The organism is Microbacterium mitrae (genome assembly GCF_008017445.1).
In the GTDB taxonomy this organism is placed as follows: domain Bacteria; phylum Actinomycetota; class Actinomycetes; order Actinomycetales; family Microbacteriaceae; genus Microbacterium; species Microbacterium mitrae.
In genome coordinates this window covers 1363950-1383980 of the sequence record NZ_VRSW01000001.1, presented here as the reverse complement: position 1 = coordinate 1383980, position 20031 = coordinate 1363950, and the positions used below count along the sequence as shown (strand labels likewise).

The 20031-nt window shown below is 65.4% G+C and carries 17 protein-coding genes; 5 read left to right on the top strand and 12 right to left on the bottom strand.

Annotation, left to right across the window (positions count from 1 at the left end):
• Window position 1: 1 nt before the first annotated feature.
• The 7 genes from FVP60_RS06340 to FVP60_RS06310 form a co-directional block, all read right to left on the bottom strand.
• Window positions 2–1465: a sodium/solute symporter gene (locus FVP60_RS06340; protein WP_147825364.1), complete on the bottom strand. Its 1464-nt coding sequence runs from the start codon at window positions 1463–1465 to the stop codon at window positions 2–4.
• A complete protein-coding gene (locus FVP60_RS06335; protein ID WP_147825363.1) occupies window positions 1462–1809 on the bottom strand; it encodes a heavy metal transporter in 348 nt (115 codons plus the stop codon). The genes FVP60_RS06340 and FVP60_RS06335 overlap by 4 nt, the downstream gene beginning before the upstream one ends.
• Before the next feature lies 1 nt (window position 1810).
• On the bottom strand, window positions 1811–2521 hold the full coding sequence (locus FVP60_RS06330; RefSeq protein ID WP_147825362.1) for a LytR/AlgR family response regulator transcription factor: 711 nt from the start codon (window positions 2519–2521) through the stop codon (window positions 1811–1813).
• A gap of 86 nt (window positions 2522–2607) precedes the next feature.
• Window positions 2608–3687, bottom strand: coding sequence for a DNA glycosylase AlkZ-like family protein (locus tag FVP60_RS06325; protein ID WP_147825361.1), 1080 nt, complete (start codon window positions 3685–3687; stop codon window positions 2608–2610).
• Between the two features lie 118 nt (window positions 3688–3805).
• Window positions 3806–4978 (bottom strand): sensor histidine kinase, encoded by a 1173-nt coding sequence (locus tag FVP60_RS06320; protein WP_147825360.1) that lies wholly within the window; start codon window positions 4976–4978, stop codon window positions 3806–3808.
• Between the two features lie 857 nt (window positions 4979–5835).
• Window positions 5836–6030: a YbdD/YjiX family protein gene (locus FVP60_RS06315; RefSeq protein WP_147825359.1), complete on the bottom strand. Its 195-nt coding sequence runs from the start codon at window positions 6028–6030 to the stop codon at window positions 5836–5838.
• Between the two features lies 1 nt (window position 6031).
• Window positions 6032–8311, bottom strand: coding sequence for a carbon starvation CstA family protein (locus FVP60_RS06310; RefSeq protein WP_187240580.1), 2280 nt, complete (start codon window positions 8309–8311; stop codon window positions 6032–6034).
• A 225-nt stretch (window positions 8312–8536) separates the two neighbouring features.
• Here FVP60_RS06310 and FVP60_RS06305 point away from each other — a divergent pair, with 225 nt between their 5' ends.
• Window positions 8537–9118: a DNA-3-methyladenine glycosylase I gene (locus FVP60_RS06305; protein ID WP_147825358.1), complete on the top strand. Its 582-nt coding sequence runs from the start codon at window positions 8537–8539 to the stop codon at window positions 9116–9118.
• A gap of 99 nt (window positions 9119–9217) precedes the next feature.
• Here the strand turns inward: FVP60_RS06305 and FVP60_RS06300 are convergent, their stop codons facing one another.
• Complete coding sequence (locus FVP60_RS06300; protein ID WP_147825357.1) at window positions 9218–9658, bottom strand: recombinase family protein; 441 nt, start codon at window positions 9656–9658, stop codon at window positions 9218–9220.
• Between the two features lie 111 nt (window positions 9659–9769).
• A complete protein-coding gene (locus tag FVP60_RS06295) occupies window positions 9770–11512 on the bottom strand; it encodes a cation:proton antiporter (protein ID WP_147825356.1) in 1743 nt (580 codons plus the stop codon).
• Between the two features lie 104 nt (window positions 11513–11616).
• Here FVP60_RS06295 and ypfJ point away from each other — a divergent pair, with 104 nt between their 5' ends.
• Window positions 11617–12501, top strand: coding sequence for a KPN_02809 family neutral zinc metallopeptidase (gene ypfJ / locus FVP60_RS06290; RefSeq protein WP_147825355.1), 885 nt, complete (start codon window positions 11617–11619; stop codon window positions 12499–12501).
• A gap of 39 nt (window positions 12502–12540) precedes the next feature.
• On the top strand, window positions 12541–13515 hold the full coding sequence (gene pip, locus FVP60_RS06285) for a prolyl aminopeptidase (protein ID WP_147825354.1): 975 nt from the start codon (window positions 12541–12543) through the stop codon (window positions 13513–13515).
• A 62-nt stretch (window positions 13516–13577) separates the two neighbouring features.
• On the opposite strand, the gene FVP60_RS06280 is transcribed toward pip, so the two are convergent.
• The 3 genes from FVP60_RS06280 to FVP60_RS06270 are packed head-to-tail and all read right to left on the bottom strand — an operon-like array spanning window position 13578 to window position 17073.
• Window positions 13578–15371 (bottom strand): aldehyde dehydrogenase family protein, encoded by a 1794-nt coding sequence (locus FVP60_RS06280; protein WP_147825353.1) that lies wholly within the window; start codon window positions 15369–15371, stop codon window positions 13578–13580.
• A 20-nt stretch (window positions 15372–15391) separates the two neighbouring features.
• Window positions 15392–16774, bottom strand: a complete 1383-nt coding sequence (locus FVP60_RS06275; protein WP_147825352.1) for an MFS transporter — start codon at window positions 16772–16774, stop codon at window positions 15392–15394.
• A 35-nt stretch (window positions 16775–16809) separates the two neighbouring features.
• Window positions 16810–17073 (bottom strand): glutaredoxin family protein, encoded by a 264-nt coding sequence (locus tag FVP60_RS06270; protein ID WP_147825351.1) that lies wholly within the window; start codon window positions 17071–17073, stop codon window positions 16810–16812.
• Window positions 17074–17324: 251 nt separating this feature from the next.
• Between FVP60_RS06270 and FVP60_RS13000 the strand changes: the two genes are divergently transcribed.
• Entirely contained in the window at window positions 17325–18896 is a 1572-nt protein-coding gene (locus FVP60_RS13000) for a hypothetical protein (RefSeq protein ID WP_187240579.1), read from the top strand.
• 11 nt (window positions 18897–18907) lie between these two features.
• Window positions 18908–20029: a glycosyltransferase gene (locus tag FVP60_RS06260; RefSeq protein WP_147825350.1), complete on the top strand. Its 1122-nt coding sequence runs from the start codon at window positions 18908–18910 to the stop codon at window positions 20027–20029.
• Window positions 20030–20031: the final 2 nt, after the last annotated feature.

The window sequence follows — 20031 nt, the reverse complement described above, 5'->3', positions numbered from 1 at the left end:
TCTACCGAGCAGGACTTTCCGGAAGGTGCAATCGCGCCAAGAACTGTGGAGTACCGGCGGGGGCGCCCCGCTTGTCAAGGAGCGAAACCACAATCACGGTCGCGGTCGTCAGCGGAATCGTCCACGCCGCCGGCTGGGCCAACACTGCCGCCAGCCACGCGCTCTCAAAGCCCACCGCGGTTCCGATCATCGCCACGGCACACGCAATCGCCCCGACAATCATGCCCACCGTCGCGCCGCGTGCCGTCATGCGCGGCCACCACACGCCCAACACCATGACGGGGGTGAGGCTCGATGCGGCGAAGACAAAGACCTGTCCGACGCTGGAGACGAGCCCGGAGGGCACGGTGAGAAAAGAGAAGGCGAGCGGAACCAGGGCGCAGATGACGGCGGAGAGACGGAACGAGCGCACCGATCCGGTGAACAGGTCTTGGCTCACCACTCCGGCGAGTGATACCACCAATCCCGAGGAGGTGGCAAGAAACGCGGCGAACGCGCCGGCGACGATGAGGGCGGTGAGTAGGTCGCCCCACACGCCGCCGATGACGCGCGAGGGAAGTTCCAGCACCACGGTGTCGGCAAGGCCGGGTTGGGCAAGGTCTGGTGCGGCAATTCGGGCAATCAACCCCATGGTGGAGGACACCGCATAAAACACGCCGACCAGCACGATCACAATGACCGTCGCACGCCGAGCCGACAGCCCATCGGGGCTGGTGTAAAACCGCACCAGCACGTGCGGCAGTCCGATGGTTCCCAGCAGCAACGCCAACATCAGCGAGGTTGTGGCGTAGAGGTCGGCGCCGCCGGGGCCACGTTCAGCGGGAAAGATGAGGTGCGGGTCGATGGTTTGCACATGGTCGCTCAGCGCGACAAACAAGAACACCACCGGAACGGCGAGGGCGGTGAGTTTAAGCCAGTACTGAAATGCCTGAACCGCGGTCACGGCACGCATGCCGCCGGCCGCGACCACGCCGCCCACCACCACGGCAACGAGCACCGCGCCGACCCATAGCGGCAACCCCGCGACCACCTGCAGCGTGATCGCCGCGCCGTGCAATTGCGGCACGATGTACAGCCAGCCGATGATGAGCACGACCGCCGAAGTTACGCGCCGTGCCGTTCGAGACTGGGTGCGGGCCTGAATGAAATCGGGAATCGTGTAGGCGCCGCTCCGTCGTAGCGGTGCGCCCACAAACAGCAGCACCAACAGGTAGCCGGCGGCGTACCCGATCGGAAACCAGAAGCCCTCGGAACCAGAGAGCAGCACGAGTCCGGCAAGACCCAGAAAGGTGCCAGCGGAGAGGTATTCGCCGCTGATCGCGGAGGCGTTCCACACCGGCCGCACCGACCGGGAGGCGACGTAGAAGTCGCTCGTGGTGCGGGAGATGCGCAGACCGTACGCGCCGAGAACAATGGTTGCCAATACGAGGCCGGCAACGGCACCCAACACCAGTGGCGTGTTCACTCGTCACCCTCGCGGAGCGCGCGGTAGCGATTCTCGTTTCGGGTGGCGCTGCGCGCATAGATGATGGCGAACAACACGATGATCGGGTAGTAGCCGTAGGCATGCAGCAGCCACGGCAGCGGCACGTGCGCAATCACAATGTCGTTGAGGGATGGCACCGCAAACAGCACCAGGGTCAGTGCGCCGGCCGTCAGCAGAAACCCGCCCAAACACACCAGCGCCAACCGCAATTGCGCGCGCACCAACCCGCGCGCGTACAGTGGCTCCGAACTGAGCGGGCGGCGAATCGGGGCGGTGACGGTCGCGGGCGACGCCGTCACTCGCACGCGAGATTTAGCTGACATTTCAGGCCCGAAGCAGGCGCTCGCGCACCGTCGCGGTGAGGCGGCGAGACACCGGCAGCTCAATTTCGGCGAGCGTAACGGTGGGGGCGTTTCCGGAGAGGTGAACGCTCATCACCGCGTCACGATGCACCAGATACGAGCGGTGAATACGCACGAAACCGGCCGAATACCACCGCTCCTCCAGCTCCGAGATGGGGGTGCGAATGAGGTGGCCGCCACTCGAAGTCCACAGTCGCGAGTAGTCGCCCTGCGCGTGCACCCAGCGCACATCGGTGCGGCGAATGAGGCGGGTTTCGGAACCAACGGTGACGGGAATCTTCTCATCACTGACGGCGGGGGCGCCGGCAAGATTCGCGTCGATCGCTCGGCCCAGCGCCACCGCTAGGCGTTCCAAGCGGACGGGCTTGAGGAGGTAATCAACCGCGGCGACGTCGAAGGCGTCAACGGCCCGTGAGTCGTCTGCGGTGACAAAGATCACGGCGGGGCGCTGCTGAAACTGCTGCAGGGCACGGGCAAGATCCAAGCCGCCGAGCCCCGGCATGTGAATGTCGAGAAACACCACGGCGACCGAAACCTCGCTCAGAATTCGCAGCGCATCGGCCCCTGACGAAGCGCGATAAATCTCACCGATACGCGCGTCCGCGCGCAACAGCGCGGTGAGCTCGTCCAGCGCTGGTGCCTCATCATCGGCGATCAGAATGTCGACTGTCATGTCTTCGTTTCGTCTTTTGCGCGCCTTCGCGCACCCCTTCAGGGTACTCGGAACCCACACTCGCGCGCTTCGTGGTTCCGGTTCACCTATTCGAGCCCGCGCACCTCGGCGCCCAACCAGTCGGCGAGTTCAGAAATCTCGTGCCGCACCATGTCGTGCTCCTCCGGCTCCCAGGCGTCGAGCTCATGAACCGCCGTGACCACCAGCGTGCCGTCGGCCGCGCGATGCTCGGCATCGAGCAGGCCGGCGAAGCGATCCCCGATCAGAATGGGGTGGGCAAAGTAGCCGTAGCGGCGCTCCGCCTTGGGCTTGAACTGTTCCAACACGTAGCTGAAGCCAAACAGCTCCTGTAGCCGCGGCCGGTCAAACAACATGCCGTCGTAGGGATTGAGAATAGCCACTCGCCCGCCGGGGTCGGTGTCAAGTGCAGTCACTGCTTCGGGGTCAACGCGAAACTTCCACGAGCTCCCCGCTACGGTCGCCTCTTCGCCGGCCACGCCAACACCACTCCAGCGCGACTTGGCGCGCGCGATGCCAAGCGCTCGAAGCCGGCGTTCGGCAAGCGCGCTCGCAGCATCCGCTTCGGTGAGCTCGGTTTGCTGTGGGTAGACCCGTTCGGCAAGATCCCACACCTTGGTTCTGCCCTCGCGACGTACGACGGCAACCTCGCCCGCCCGCTGCAACACCTCCAGCATGCGCGGCACCTGGTTAGGCCCGTACCAGCCAGACTCCGAGCGATGCGCCACCGCGGCGGTATCCGGGATGCCGGCGGCGGGCAGTGGCCCCTCCGCGGCGAGGCGCGCGATGATGTCGCGATGAAAGGCGGCGTTTGCCTCCACCCACGCACGCGTTGAGGCGTGGAGCTTGTCAATGCGCATCTGCGGCTTCATCATCGGCAACACCGACACCGGTCGAAAGGCGCCGTCGAATTCGAACAGCAGGCGATCCATTTCGGTGGCCTTGCGCAGTTGTGCTGGCTCGTACGACCAGCCGATGCGTGAAAACAGAATCGTGTGTTCTGCCGGCGCGATGACCTTGGTCGGATCGATCTTGATCGCGGTGAGTTGCTCGGCTACCTCGACCACATCGCCGGGACGTTGCGCGTCAAGGAGCTGCGCGCGCAACGCAATACGACGCGCGTCTTCGGCAGAGAGGTGTACGGTCACGGCGACACTCTACGCCGCACGGTTACTGCGGGTCACGCGTTGGTAGGCTGCGGGGCGCGCGTTGGTGGGCTGCTGGGTGCGTGTGGAACCAGGGGTGCGGGTGGAACCTGGGATGTTGTTACGGCGCTTCGTGATCCGGCTGCGACTTCGGCACCCGAACTCGCACCATGGTTCCGGCGCCCTCATCGGTTTCAATCACCAGCCCCGCCTCATCGCCGTACAGCTGCCGCAAACGGCGGTCAACGTTGCGCAGGCCGACATGATCGCTCGTGGCGCTCGCCTCCAACAACGCTTGGGCGCGGTCGGGTGCCATGCCGACACCGTTGTCTTCGACCGTGATCTCGGTGTGCGTGCCGTCGTCGACGCTCGCGATCGTGACGAGTCCGCCGTCGATTCCGGGTTCCAGACCGTGTTTGACTGCGTTTTCTACCAGGGGCTGCAGGCTGAGGTAGGGGATCACCGTGGTGAGCGTTTCGGGTGAAATGCGCAGGCGCACGCCGAGGCGGTCGCCAAAGCGGGCGCGTTCAATCTCGAGATACGAGTGGATCGCCTGCAACTCCTCGGCGAGCGTCGTGAACTCACCGTGCCGACGAAACGAGTAGCGCGTGAAATCGGCGAAGGTGAGAACGAGCTCGCGAGCGCGGGCCGGATCTGTCGTGGTGAATGACGCAATCGCGGTGAGCGCGTTGTAGATAAAGTGCGGGCTAATCTGCGCGCGAAGCGCCCGCAACTCTGCCTCGGCCAGCGCCGTGCGCGAGGCATCAAGCTCGCCCAGCTGCAGTTGGGAGGACGCCCACTGCGCCACCTCGCCGGTTGCGCGCACGAGCGGCGCTCGCAGCGGACTGGCAAACGCGATCACCACGCCCCACACGTCGGTGTCGACGATGATCGGAGCGCCAACAGCCTCCCACCCGTGCGGCGAAGCCTCCTGTTTGGGAAAGACCTGGCGGGTGCGAGCGTCACCGACGGTGGCCGCGATGCTGCGTGCAGCCGCCTCCAACTCGGGGTGCGATGGTTCCATCGCGACGGAACCATCGGTGCCGACGAGCGCAAGCGCTTGCGCGCCGAGCATCGTGCGCATGTGGCGGGCGGCACGATGGCGGTCGGCCGAGGCGCCACCGCGCAGATCGCGGGCGGCGCGCGCCGCGAGGTGAAGCGTGCGATACGCGGCGCGCTCGGCGTCACTGCCAAGATCGCGCGCGCCGTGAGCGAGGCGACGAACGCCGAGCACGGCGAGAACGATCGCCGCACCCGCAAGCGCGCCGATCGCGAAAATCACGGCATCAGGCACGATCCGAGCCTACGACCAGCGGCCATTTCCCGCCGCCGACAGACGCGTTTTCGAGCTCGACGCGTTCTCCGCGGCCCGCCGGCGCATGGTTCCGTTCCGCGCAGGCGCGTGGTTCCGTGCCCGCGACGCGTTTTCTGCGCCCCGCGCCTTCCCAAATGTCGGAGCGGGCATGGCGACACGCCGGAGGGGGCGCCCCGTGGGGTGCCTCGGGCGCCACGGGTCCGACATTTGGGAACGCGGAAGCACGGAACCCCGGCACCGGAAACACGGAACCCCGGCGCCAGAACCACGGCACCGGAACCGCGGAACCACGGCACCGGGTGAAACGTCTGTGGGGCGCCGTGGTTCCGTGCCGCGCAGGCGCGTGGTTCCGTGCCCGCGACGCGCTTTCTGCGCCCCGCGCCTTCCCAAATGTCGGAGCGGGCATGGCGACACGCCGGTGGGGGTGCGCCGTGGGGTGCCTCGGGCGCCGCGGGTCCGACATTTGGGAACGCGGAACCACGGCGCCGGGTGGAACGTCGGTGGGGCGCATGGTTCCGTGCTGCGCCGGCGCGGGGTTCCGTGCCCGCGACGCGTTTTCGAGGCTCCGCGCCTTCCCAAATGTCGGAGCGAGCACAGCGACACGCCGGTGGGGGTGCGCCGTGGGGTGCCTCGGGCGCCGCGGTTCCGACATTTGGCAACGCGGAACCGCGGAAACGGAACCACGGCGCGGAACCACGGCGCGGAATCATGGCGCCGGAACCACGGCGCCGGCACCGGAACCACGGCGCCGCGGCACCGCGGCGCCGGGTGAAACGACGGTGGGGCGCGAACTGTTGGATCGTGCCCCACCGACGTTTCTGTCTCGCCAGTCCGTGTTAGCAGCAGCGCGGCTCTGCGGCCTGGTCGGCGTAGCGCCTCTTCCAGAACTCGCGTTCGGTCAGCTCCGGCTCACCCGGGTGGGTGGCGCGGTGATGCTCGACGTAGGTTGCGTAAGCGCTGTCACCCATGAGGTTGGTGATGTACCAGCGCACGCTCCGAAACGCGCTGCCGACTGCCTGCGAGACGGTCATGTTAGTGCCCGCCCTGTGATGGCTTGAGCTCGGGAGGAAGGGCTTCCCACTCCTTCTCGAGCGCGCGCTCAGACGGCGTCGCGATGAAGCCTGCCGGTGCGTAGCGGCGCGAGGCAACGGGCGGATCTTCCATGTTTTCTCCGCCACCGTTGCGAATCGCTCGCACCGTGGTGATGACGGCCATCACAATCACGATGATCGCGAGAATCACGAAGATCACCGACAGCACGCCCTGCACGAGCGTGTTGCGCACAACGGCTTCCATCGCTTCAACCGACTTCGCGGTTCCGAATTCTGTCTTGCCTTCGGCCAGCGCGTTGCTGAACGCCGCGTTGTTGGCGAAGTATCCGACCGCCGGGGTGGGCGAGAAGATCTTGTAGGCCGACGCGGTGATCGTGACAACGGCAGTGAAGGCGAGCGGAACCGCGATGATCCACAGCCAGCGGAAGTAGCTCTTGCCACGCTTAGCGACAATCGCGAGCACGACGGCAAGCGCGATCGCGGCAAGCAACTGGTTGGCGATACCGAACAGCGGGAAGAACGTGTTGATGCCGCCCAGCGGGTCGGTGACGCCGAGCATCAAGATCAAGCCCCAACCGGCCACCATGATGCCCGTGCAGATCCAGACGCCGGGGCGCCACGAGACGTCCTTGAACTTCGGAACCACGGTGCCGATGGAGTCCTGCAGCATGAAACGAGCAACGCGCGTTCCGGCGTCGACGGCGGTGAGAATGAACAGCGCCTCGAACATGATGGCGAAGTGGTACCAGAAGCCCATCATCGCGGTGCCGCCGAGCCACTGTTGCATGATGTGTGCGAGTCCGAGGGCGAGCGTCGGGGCGCCACCGGTGCGCGAGACAATGCTCTCTTCTCCCACGTTTTCGGCGGTCGTGGTGAGCATCTCCGGCGTCAGGTTCACGCCCGTCAGGCCCAACGAATTAACCCACGCAACGGCGCCTTCAACGGTTCCGCCCGTCGCTGCCGCCGACGAGTTCATGGCGTAGTAGATGCCCTGGTCGATGGAGATTGCGGCGACCAGCGCCATGATCGCGACGAACGATTCCATCAGCATGCCGCCGTAACCGATAAAGCGCGTCTGGCGCTCCTTCTCGACCAGCTTTGGCGTGGTTCCAGAGGAGATCAGGGCGTGGAACCCGGAGAGAGCACCACACGCGATCGTCACGAACAAGAACGGGAACAGCGGGCCGGAGAAGACCGGGCCGGTCTCGCCGCTCGCAAACTGCGAGAACGCCGGAACCGTGATTTCGGGGCGCACGATGATGATGGCGCCGGCCAGCAGCACGATGACGCCGATCTTCATGAACGTTGACAGGTAGTCACGCGGAGCCAGCAACAACCACACCGGCAGGATGGCGGCGATGAAGCCGTAGACGATGATGCCGATTGCGATGGCTTCTTTAGGCAGGTGGAACATTGCGTAGCCCCACTCGGTGGAGGCAACCCAGCCGCCGGCAACAATCGCACCGATCAGCAGCACGAAGCCGATGATAGAGATTTCGGTGATCTTGCCCGGGCGCAGGTAGCGCAGGTACAGGCCCATGAAGATAGCGATCGGGATGGTCATCGACACCGAGAAGACACCCCAGGGGCTTTCGCCGAGTGCGTTGACGACGACGAGCGCGAGGATGGCGACGATGATGATCATGATCAGCAGGGACGCAATGATGGCGGCGGTGCCACCGATCTTGCCGAGTTCGTCACGCGCCATTTGGCCGATCGTGCGGCCGCCGCGGCGCATCGAGAAGAACAGTACAACGTAGTCCTGCACGGCGCCCGCGAGCACGACGCCGACGATGATCCAGATCGTTCCGGGCAGATAGCCCATCTGTGCGGCCAGAATCGGACCGACGAGGGGACCAGCGCCGGCAATCGCAGCGAAGTGGTGGCCATACAGCACGCGGCGGTCGGTCGGAACGTAGTCACGGCCGTCTTGCTTGTATTCGGCAGGGGTGGCGCGCTTGTCATCGGGGCGCGTGATGTAACGCTCGATGACCTTCGAGTAGAAGCGGTAAGCGATGAGATAGGTGGCAACGGCCGCAAACACAAACCAGATGGCGTTGACCGTCTCGCCGCGCACAATCGCCAGCATCACCCACGCGACACCACCCAGCAGGGCGATGGCAATCCAGATCGCGATCTTCAGCGGCGTCCACTTGGTGTCTTTGGCGTCTTGCTCGGCAGTGAGCGACGTCGGCGGCAGAGCGGGGTCGGAGGTGATCTCCCTCTCCTCCTGCGCTCGATTGGCGGTTGGGCTGGTCACGGGGCATTCCTCTCTACACGCGTCGTTGCGGAATCTCCCCAGGGTACGGTTGCTCACAGCCCGCTCTCAGGTGCGAGGGATGGGTGGAAATTGCGCGCGACAAGCGGTAGGTATCGTGCGACGAACGGCGGATCAGCGGGGTTCGGCTTGGTCACCGCGGCGGAACCAGGATGTGCGGTGTGGACGAAGGCGGAGAGCGTCTGCGGTGCGAGATACGCTGACGCCATGACTATCGCTGGGGTTGTGACCGGAGCCGATGAGCGTGCGCGTTGCGGTTGGGTAGGAGCCGACGCCGAGTATCAGCGGTATCACGATGAGGAGTGGGGAACGCCCCTGCATGGCGACCGGGCACTGTACGAGAAGATGAGCCTGGAGGGGTTTCAGGCGGGGCTGAGCTGGATCACCATTCTGCGCAAGCGCCCCGCGTTTCGCGAGGCCTTCGCTGGGTTTGATCCGGCCGTCGTCGCGGAATTCACCGACGCCGACGTTGAGCGATTGATGAACGACGCTGGCATCGTTCGCAATCGATTGAAGATTCACGCCGCGATCAGCAATGCTCAGCTCGTGCTGGAGATGGCGCCGGGCGAGCTCGACGCGTTGATGTGGTCGTTCGCGCCAGCCCCACGCGATGCGGCGCTGGCAACGCTCGCCGAGGTTCCGGCCGTCACTCCCGAGTCTGAGGCCATGTCAAAGACGCTGCGAAAGCGGGGGTTTCGTTTTGTGGGTGCCACCACGATGTACGCGCTCATGCAGTCCAGCGGCATGGTCGATGACCACGTAGCGGGATGCTGGCGCGCCCTCGCCTAATTTCCCCATTTACTCCTCGACGCTTGCGGCGATAGAGGTGATGCGTCGGGTGGTCGCTGCGCGAGAAATGCTCCGCGAAGTGGAGGCTTGCCTTCGGGGCTAGCGCACGGCGGGTTCGAGGTGGCGGGCGCCGTGCGAGAGCACCTTGACGACGATGCCGCGTTTTCGTAGTTCGGCCAGGGTGCGACGCTCTTCATCGGTATCGCGACCGAGCGCGTGCAGGCTCGCAATTACCAGTACGTCGCCCGGAACCAGGGTGGCGAAGAAGCGCGCGAGTCGCCCCTCCCATGACTCCAGAATTTCGGGGGCCGGGTGACGGAAGCCCTCGATGGGCACGCCGAAGCGAGCGAGGTCATCGCGTTGCTGCACAACGGAGGGCATGTTGTCGCGGGAGACAACGAGACCCACGAGGCGGGAGTCTGCCGGGCGTGCGCGCCACCAGTCGCCGTCTTGCTGCATCTCGACGAAGCATTTGGGGCACTCGGCCGCGGTGTGCGCAATCGGCACCGGGCTGGTTGCTGCGTCATCAGCGTTGCTCATGGTTCCTCCGCTCCTATTCTGCCTGACATCGGCCCCGCCCGACACGTGATCGCCCGACACGTGACTGCTCGATGGGCGACCGCCCGACTCGTGAGCACCCACGATCGAGCGTCAGTCGGAGTACACCCGACGGTGAAGGCCCAGCTCTTCGGAGTCGAGGGCCTCCATCATGGCGCGAAGGGTGGCCGTGGAATACCGACCGTCACGACGAAGCTGGGTGAGGCGGTGACGTTCCGCATCGATCATCGCCAGGCGCAGCTTCAGCATTTCTGTGGTGCGGGCGCTGCGATCCGGGTCGGGAGCTGCCGACCACCGATCGCGCGCCTTCGCCACAATCGCGGGGTCAAACGGGGAGCCGTCGGGCTGGCGCAGATTGGGAGATTGGAGGGCTGCAAGAGCTGCAGCATGCAGTTGGGCTTGCACATCCTCCATTTCATCCACGCCTGATTCGTTTTCGCGCGACCCACCCAGCCCGAGCTTCTTCACGACGAACGACAGCGTTCCACCCTGAATGAGTAGCGTGCCGACGGCCACCAGAATTGCGATCAGCACGAGCAGGGAGCGCTGCGGGGTGCCGGCCGGAAGCGTTTGCGCTGCCGCCAGTGTCACCGCTCCGCGCATTCCGGCCCACACCAATACGACCCCCTCGCGCCAGGCCAGCGGGCGCGTCTCGTAGTAGGTGGCGTCGGCGAGCCGGGTGTTGATATGGCGCGTCCATCGGGCGGCGTCGCGCTCGGGATTGCGTCGATCATGCCCAAACTTGCGACCCATTCTGCGTTGCTTTTCGGCGGGCGGAGCCTCGGCCCACGACGTTCTGTACTCCTCCAGCAACGGGCGAATCGTGGCCGAACGCCGGGAACGGCGCGAGAGAAACCACAACAGCGGCGCCACGTACGCCGAGCGCACCAGCAGCACGATGAGGCACGCGCCGCCCGCAACGATCGCCGCATGACCGAGGCCGGTGCTGCTGGCGTTGGTGTCTTCGATGATGGCGCGAACTTCCAGCCCCATAATCAAGAACACCGCGCCCTCGAGCAGCAGTTCAATCGTGCGCCAGTTGACGTGGTCGCTGAGGCGCTGCTCGGCGGTGAAGTGTCGCGCCGAGCCCTGTCCGGTGACGATGCCGGCGACCACCGCGGCAACCAGCCCCGATCCGTGCAACTCTTCAGATGGAATGTACGCGAGGTACGGAACCACAAAGCTGAGCGCGGTTGCGGCTGCGGTGGACGGAACCCACGCACGCACCCGCAGGTTGATCCAACCCACCACGAGGCCGATCACCACGGCGATAAATACCGCCCAGGAGAAGTCGCCGACGCTGTCCCAGAAGCTGAAGGCGCCGGCCGTGGCGGCAATCGCGGTGCGCAGCAGTACGAGCGCCGTCGCGTCGTTGAACAGGCTCTCGCCCTCGAGCACGGTGACGACCCGGGGTGAAATGCCGAGCTTCTTCACGATGGAGGTCGCGACCGCATCGGTCGGCGAAAGGATGGCACCCAGCGCAATGCCCAGCGCGAGCGAGACGCCCGGAATCACGAGCGAGAAGAAGAAGCCCAACACGACCGAGGTGATAACCACCAACAGCACCGAAAAGCCGCCGATGGCGCCGAAGTCACGGCGGAACTCCATCGCGGGCAGCGACACCGCCGCGGCATAAAGCAGGGGCGGCAGAATGCCGATGAGAATGACGGAGGCATCAAGACGAATATCGGGAATGAACGGCAGAAAGCTGATTGCCACACCGACGGCCGTGAGAATCAACGGACCCGCAACCCCCACCTTGGGGGCGAGCGCGGTGACGGTGGCGATGATGATCACGCCAATCACAAATACCAGCGCGATTTCGATGGGTTCCATGGCACTCCTCACCAGCCTCGGCCGATGGTTCCGCCTCCGCCGAGTGGGGCTCTACTCTAGCGGTCACTACTGGGGGAGGCGATGCAATCGCGGTACCGTTAGGCATGACGTTTAACCCAGACGCGGACATCAGCAATCACCGCGTGCGCAAGTCGGGCCGCGGAGCCAAGGTCGCCGGCGGCGCGGTCGGCGTCGGCGGCATCATCGCGCTGATCTTGGCGCTGGTCACGGGCGGCGATTTCTCGCAGCTCCTGCCGATGCTCGGCGGCAGTGACACCCAAGAGCAGGCGGAACCATCGGGCGGCACGGGCCTGGAGAAGTGTCAGACAGGTGAAGATGCGAACACCGACGACGACTGCCGCCTCGCGGGTGCCACGCTGGTGCTGGACAGCTTTTGGGAACAGAACGTCTCGGGCTATTCCGCACCAGAGATGGTGATTGTCGAGGGGTCGACCTCGACTCCGTGCGGCACCGCCTCGAACGCGGCCGGCCCGTTCTACTGCCCCTCAAACCAGACGGTCTACATTGACCCCACGTTCTGGCAGCTGATGCGCGACCAGTTTGGCGCGAGCGCAGGCAACCTGGCGCAGATCTACGTGCTCGCTCACGAATGGGGCCACCACGTGCAGTACATCAAGGGCGTCATGCGCGATCACCCCAACAATGGTTCCGGCCCAGACTCCAACGGCGTGCGCACCGAACTGCAGGCCGACTGCTACGCAGGCGCGTGGGTCGCGCACGCATCGGAGCAGAAGGACGATAACGGCCAGACCTATATGAAGGCGCCCACCGAGGCTGAACTTGTCGATGCGCTGAACGCTGCCAGCGCCGTCGGCGATGACAATATTCAGAAGCAATCCGGCGGCTTCGTGAACCCGGAGAGCTGGACTCATGGTTCCAGTGAACAGCGCCAGCGCTGGTTCGCGACGGGCTACCAGTATGGCGTTGGCGCGTGCAACACCTTTGATGTGAGCGGCGCAGACCTGTAACGAGTGCAGAAGTGTAACTAGTGTGGTGTTGGGGGAATAATGAACAGCACAACTCTTGACGACGATCTGTATCCGAGCATTGAGCCGTATGAAACCGGCATGTTGCTCGTTGGTGATGGCCACCGGATGTATTGGGAACAGAGCGGAAATCCCGAGGGCAAGCCCGTGCTGTTCGTGCACGGGGGGCCGGGTTCTGGAACCTCGCCATGGCAGCGCCGGTTCTTTGACCCGGAGAAATACCGCATCATTCTGTTCGATCAGCGCGGCTGCGGAAAATCGACCCCGCATGCGAGCGAACCGGGCGCCGACCTGCGCTTCAACACCACGTGGCATCTGGTCGCCGATATGGAGCTGCTGCGCAAGAACCTCGGCATCAGTCAGTGGCAGGTGTTTGGCGGTTCGTGGGGCTCGGGCCTCGCGCTGGCGTATGCCGAAACGCATCCAGCCGCGGTGAGTGAGCTGGTGCTGCGCGGAATCTTTACGCTACGACCCCATGAGCTTGAGTGGTTTTATGAGGGCGGTGCCGCGGCAATCTTCCCGGATCTGTGGCAGAAATACGTCGCCGAGATTCCGGTGCTGGAGCGCAATAACTTCATCGCCGCGTACCGCCGTCGCCTGAACGACCCCGACCCCGCCGTGCACACCCCGGCGGCAATTGCGTGGAGCACGTGGGAGGGCGCGACGACCACCCTGCACCTCGATGCGGATCACGTTGCCGAGATGGAAGTCGCCGACCGCGCCGTCGCGTTCGCGCGAATCGAGAACCATTTCTTCTCGCACGGCGGCTGGTTTAGCGACAATCAACTCATTGCCGACGTGGAGCGCATTCGACACATTCCCACGGTCATCGTGCAGGGGCGCTACGACATGTGCACTCCGATGATGACCGCGTGGGATCTGCACCAAGCACTGCCAGAAGCGGAGTTCATTGTGGTTGCCGACGCCGGGCACGCCGCGACGGAACCAGGGATTCGCCGCGCGCTGCGTGCGGCTACCGACGCCTTCGCCGGGTAGCGCGCACGCGCCCGCTAGGCGCGCGCGTCGCGAGCCGCAGGTTCCCCGGTCAGCGCACCGCGCTAGGAGCGGAGCGCCGCGCCCAGCGTCTTGGCTAGGCGCGCCAGGTTCCGATCAATCATGAACCGCGTGAACCCCTCCGAGACTTCGGCGGAGGTGCGTGAAGTCACGAACCACGGCGGCTTGGGCAGAATCGAGAAGCGTCCGCGGCCGACCGACCGCGGGAATGGGCGGAACGGCCCGCGCAGCACCGAGCGCTCGACGTCGTCGAGCAGGAGCGCGTTGTGAACGATGCCGATGCCGCTGCCGACGTCTTCGAGCGTGTGGCCGGGAAAAGCGCCCCATGAGAGCGTCGGTGCCACAAACGAGAAGCCGGTCCACCCGTTGATGGCGATGTTGCCGTAGTGCAGGTCGGCGACGGCGCGCTCAAACCCGTCGCCCAGCTCCGCCTCGGTCACCGGATCAATCAGAATATTGGCGCCGAGGGTGCCAGCGAGCCGCTCATTCGCATACGCGACCGCGCCATCAACAAACTGCTGACCGGTTCCGTCGACCTCGACGATGCCCAGTACCGGTGCGAAGAACTCGGTGGTCTCCAGCGTCGCGGCATCGTCGGTGCCATCAATTTCGACGAGCAGGCGGGGCCCGTATTGCTCGGCGTCGGGGTAGGCCTCACGCGCGATCGCGAGTTTGGTATCACTGTTGGGGTACCACACGGGTCGCTGTGGCGCCTTGGCGTACGCGCGGCGCAGCGCCGCGAGAAAGTCGTCTTTTTGCTTCCAATCGGGCGAGATGATGACAACCTGGCCCGAAATGCAGATGTGGCCGCTGTTTTGTAGCCGCATGGTGACGACGTGCTCGGCCTGATAGTCAAGATCGGCCTGCGTCCACGGCCCCGGAACCACGATGATGGGGGCGACGCCGCCGAGTTCGCCGGTGATGGGGGTGGTGAGTTGCGGCTTGCCGGTCTGCTTGCGCTTTTGGCCGGCGGCGCCCGGGCCCCACACGATCGTGTCAAACGTCACAGCGGAGCCGGTGATGTGAATGTGCGAGAACCCCGGGTGGGCGGTGAGGTACGCGCCGACGTCGCCGGCACCGGTGACGATGCGCACGAAGCCGGGCTCGATGAGCGGCTGTAGCGCCTTACGGAACACCGTCAGCAGGCTGTCTTGCGTGGGGTTGAGTTTGAGCAGCGCCACCCGGTTGAAGGCAATCAGCTCGTAGAGCACGTCGAGAATCGGAATAGACGTGACGTTGCCCGCGCCGAGCACGAGGCCCACGCCGCCACCCGCTGTGGGATTGAGCTGCGCGAGCCCGGCGCGACGGCGTGCCTGATCGGCCGTGACGCCCGGCTTCAGCCAGACCTCACCGGTGAAGCCGTTCAGCAGCAGCGCGTCTGTTTTTGTCGCGGGGTACGCCTGCACGGCGACCTGCCCGGTGGGCGCGAGGGAGGTGCGCACGTTCTTGAGCGGGCTCTCGCCGGCGGCGATCGCATCGAGCGACGAGATCAACGCGTCGATTCCCGCGAGCGTTGCATAGGGCCCGGCGAGCCATTCTTCGCCCCGCAGCGGGTGCTGTTCGTCGAGACCCTTCGAGGCCGCGGCTGTGCGCGCCCATTCCGCCGCATTTTTGGCGACGGCTTCGCGCACGTGACCAAGAACAGTGGCGCGTTGTGCCACGGTCAGCGTCGACCAGATCTTCGATCCCATCTCCAGCGACGCGATGTCGGCGTCGAGCGCGTCACGAATCTCCGGGGCGATCGCCGACGCCGTTTTCGAGGCACGCGCCTTCGCGGTGGGGGTCTTCGTGGCGGGCTTTTTCGCGGCCGGCTTCTTCGGCTGGGCGGGCGTGCTCATCGCGATCTCCTTCTTTGGCCTCACTCTACGGCGGCGACCTGATCGATGTCTTTGCGCGTCAGACGGTAGCGCGCGAGCGGAACCAGGCTGAGGGCTGCGAGGGCGGCCGGAACCACCGAGAAGCTGATGACGACGCCGACGATCGCCGAGGCTGGTTGCGTCACGGATTGCCCCGCCACCGACGGCACGTACTGGGTGATCGCGAGAATCGTGGTGAGCGCGGTCGCGCTGAGGGCGAATCCAATCGTTTCACCCGCCGTCCAGATGCCGCTAAATGCACCGGCACCCTTGGTTCCGGTCGTGCGCTCATCGTGGCTCATCACGTCGGGCAGCATGGCCATCGGTAGCGACTGCATGCCGGCGTAGGCGATGCCGGCGAGGCCGACGGGAACGTACATCCAGTTGCCTGGCAGCCACAGCGCGATGGAGATCGCGAGCGCCGCGACGACAAATAGGATTGTCGCGAATCGGAACGCCGCCTGCTTGTCGGTGCGTCGCGCGATCGCACGCCATACCGGTGCCGCAAACAGCGCGGGGGCGATGAGGGCGACGAAGAGCAGGGTCACGGCGTCTTCGCTTTTCATGACCCAGGTGGCAACGTATTGGGCGCCGGCGAGCATGAGACCCGTGGCAAGTGCCTGCAGGAAGAAGGTCAGCAGCAGCACCCGGAACGGCTGGCTCCGGCGCAGCGCGCGAATGCCCTGCGCGTAGTGCTCCCAAATGTTGAGCCGCGGCGGTGCGATGTCGGTCAGCGGGGCGCTGTGCGGGGCGGTGCGCGTCGCGACCCACATGCCGAGACCAATAATCGCGCCGGCAACGATGCCCATCAGGAGGTACCCGGTGACCGGATCGCCCGTTAGCTTGCGAAGCATCGGTCCGCCCGCGCCGAACAGCAAGATGGCAAAGGTCAGCACCATGACCCGCCACGTCAGCAGTCGAGTGCGCTCGTCGTAGCTGTCGGTGAGCTCGGCTGGCAGGGCGAGATACGGAACCTGAAACAGGCTGAATGCGGTGGCGGCGCCGGTAAACGCGACGAGCACCCAGATGGTTCCGACCACCGTTCCCCACGCAGGCGGCGCCGCAAAGGTCAGCGCGAACAGCACCGGCAGGGCAATCGCGCCGAGCTTCATAAAGCCAATGCGCGTTCCGTAGCGCAGGCGCTGCCGATCAGACAGCGCCCCAATCAGCGGGTCGATCACCACATCCCACAGCTTGGCGATGGTGATGATCAAGCCGGCGGTCGCCGCAGCGATACCCAGATTGTCGGTCAGGTAATACGCCAACACCAGGCCGGGCAGGGTCGCGAAACCACCGGTTCCGATCGAGCCGATAGCGTAGCGGGCGATCGTGTCCGCGGAGAGTCGGGAGTCGGGTGATGGGGGCGCCGGAGCGTCGTTGCTCATCGCGCCAGCATAGGGCACGCCAACGACACCGGGGTCTAGATCAGGTTGAGCGCGCGCAGCTTCTGCTCGACGTCGTCGTTCGACGGCTCAACATGGTGGGTGGCGTCGGGGTACACAACCACCGGAATGTTCATGCGACCCGAAATCTCGCGCGCCACCTCTGCAGCGGCAGGCTCTGCCTCCAGGTCAACGTAGGTGTACGCGATGCCGAGGCCGTCGAGCTGCTTCTTGGTGCGGCGGCAGTCGCCGCACCATTCGGCGCCGAACATCGTGATGGTGTCTGCTGCGGGGGTCGTCATGACACCAGATTAACCCGGAACCACGGGGCAGGGGCCGAATCTGGGTGCTGTGAGGCGGGGCATGCCCGAGGTGGTGCGAGCTTCGCGCTCGCGGTGATCAGGGTGTGCGCAGGCGTGGGGCACGGTGGCTTTCAGCGACGTCGCACGTGCGCCCTCTATGCTCGTATTGCGCTCTCGCTCACTCGAACGCGAAGCGAACAACGACCTTTTCACCGGCCGCGCCACCCACGCATCGCCGGCAGGGAGCACTCATGACCGACGACCCTACGCGCGAGGGCGACACCGGCGACACCACGCCCACGGCCAAGCCCGCCCAGGCAAAGAAGCCGGCGCCCGCCAAGAAGCCCGCCGCGGCCACGGCGGCTGCCGCGAAGGCTACTGAGACGAAGCCGGCTGCGGCAAAGACTGCCGGAACCAGGGCCGCCGCGACGAAGGCCGCTGAGGCGAACGCGACTGCTGATGCCCCGAAGTCGACGGCGAAAGCCAGTGTCGCAAAGGCTTCGCCGACGAAGTCGACCGCCGCGAAGCCGACGGCCGCGAAGACGGCTACTGCGAAGTCCGCTGCAGCGACCAACCCGGCGACCGCGAAGCCGGCTGCCGGGACGAAGCCCGCTGCCGGGACGAAGCCCGCTGCCGCGAAGACCGCCGCCGCGAAGCCGGGCGTTGCCAAGACGACCGTGACGAAAGCGTCGCCAGATAAGGCGTCGGCGGCCACACCGAAGCCGACTGCGGCCACACCGAAGACTGCGGCCAAACCGAAGTCGACTACGAAGATTGCTGCCTCGACGACCGACGAGGCCCAGGCAGACGCCGAACCGCTGGCGGAGCCAGCATCGACGGTTGCCGCGCAGGCAGAACCAAGTGGGTCAGACGTTGCAGCCGACCCCAAGCCCGAGCCCACGGCGGTCGCGCGAACCGAACCGAGTGCGTCGGACATCGAGCCCGAGCCGGAGCCCGAGCCCGAGCCGGACCCCACACCCGAGCCGGAGCCCGAGCCCACACCCGACCCAACACCCGACCCCACACTCGAATCCGACCCCACACCCGAAGCCGACCCCACGTCAGCCGCGCCTGCGGCACCCGACGTACAGTGGGCGCCCCGAACGACGACGCGAAAGAAGCCGAGTTGGCGCACCGCCCTCGGCGTCAGTGCTGCCTTTCTCGTCACGGCGTTGCTGCTCTCGGCCGGAGTCGTCTGGTGGTACGCCCTGCAGGGGGTCACTCTGCCCATTTTCGCTGGCGTGCAGCCCTCGGCCAGCGCCTCAAGCGCGCCCATCACACCCGAGCCGACGCCAGAGGAGCCGCTGACCGGAACCATCGACGAGTCCGCGCCAGTGGCGGTCGGGCCCGAAGGATCGGTTGCACTCAACGAGGTGGCCTACACCGCGAACGGCAATTTCTTCACGATCACCGGTCTGCAACGCGTCGATGCGCAGTCAGCCGCTGATGGTTCCGCTCTGGGATCCATGTTGCAGGTCACCATCGCCTATTCAAACATCTCGGCCGACGACGCCGACCTGATGACCCCCGTCGTCACCGTGACCACGGGCGCCGAGCGCGCCCCGGCACAGCAGGTCGATGCCCTTGGTTCGTCGCCGTTTGCCGCCTGGGTGGGAGCAGGAACCGTGGCGCAGGCCAGCTATGTGTTTAATGTTGATGACGCGCAGCAGGCCGATATCTCGGTTACGGTTACATACGGCGCGGGCGAAACTGTCACGTTCTGGGGAGACGCGAATCTGTTCGGCAACGGGCAAGCGGTCGCCGCAGTAGGCGCCGGTGCATCCACCGATGTGCCAGCGTCATCCACCGAGGTAGAGGAATAGCCGAAGACTTCATGTCAGAAGCCACCCCTGCGGCATCGTTTGCCGCGAGCATCATCGTCCCGACGTATAACGAAGAGGGCAATGTTGCTGAACTCATTTCGCGCGTCTCGACGGCGCTCGCAGGCGTGCATGCCGAACTGATCATCGTCGACGACAGCAACGATGAAACCCCGGTGATCGCGCGGGCGCTGGGCGAGACCGCCGCCATTGACGTCACCGTTATTCACCGCGACGTTGCCGAAGGTGGCCTAGGCGGCGCCGTTGTCGCTGGCATTCGCGCGGCGCGTAGCAACGTATGCGTTGTGATGGACGGCGATCTGCAGCACCCACCGGAGAAGATTCCGCAGCTTCTGGCTCGGTTTGCGCAGGGCGACGCCGACGTCGTGGTGGCGTCTCGCTACACCGGAGGCGGAACCGCCAATGGGCTGAGTGATCAGGTGCGCGTTGCCGTCTCGCGGCTGTCGACCATGGTCACGAAAGCCATGTTCCCGGTGCGGCTGCGCGAGTGCTCCGACCCGATGACCGGGTTCTTTCTGGTGGACAAGACCGCGGTCGATTGGGAGAGCCTGAAGCCGCGCGGTTTCAAGATCTTGCTGGAGATGCTTGCCCGTCAGCCTCTCCGGGTTGCCGAAATTCCGTTTGACTTTCAGGCCCGTCACGCCGGCGAATCCAAGGCATCGTTCACCCAGGGGATTCGATTCTTGACCCAGCTCACGCAACTGCGCTTCGGCCGCATGTCGGTCTTCGCGCTGATCGGCGCGCTCGGCGCCGTCGCCAACGTGCTGATCATGGCGGTGCTGACGGGATGGTCGGTGCCCTATGTGCTCGCCGCCATCGTGGCGAGTGTGGTGACCATCATCGGCAACTTCTTGCTCATCGAGCTGTTCGTGTTCCGCGATATGAAGGCTGCGGCCGGGCCGATGTGGATGCGCTTCGCCAAATCGTTCACCTTTAACGCCGTCGAGGCCGTGGTGCGAATCGCGGCGCTCTACGTCGTGGTTGAAACCTGGCACGTGTCGAGTGTGCTGGCGACCGCCGTGCTCCTCGCGATCGCCTTCATCGTGCGCTATGTGTTCCACTCCCTGGTGGTATACAAACCCCGTCGCGACGGTGATGTCGCGACGGGGTTGTAAGC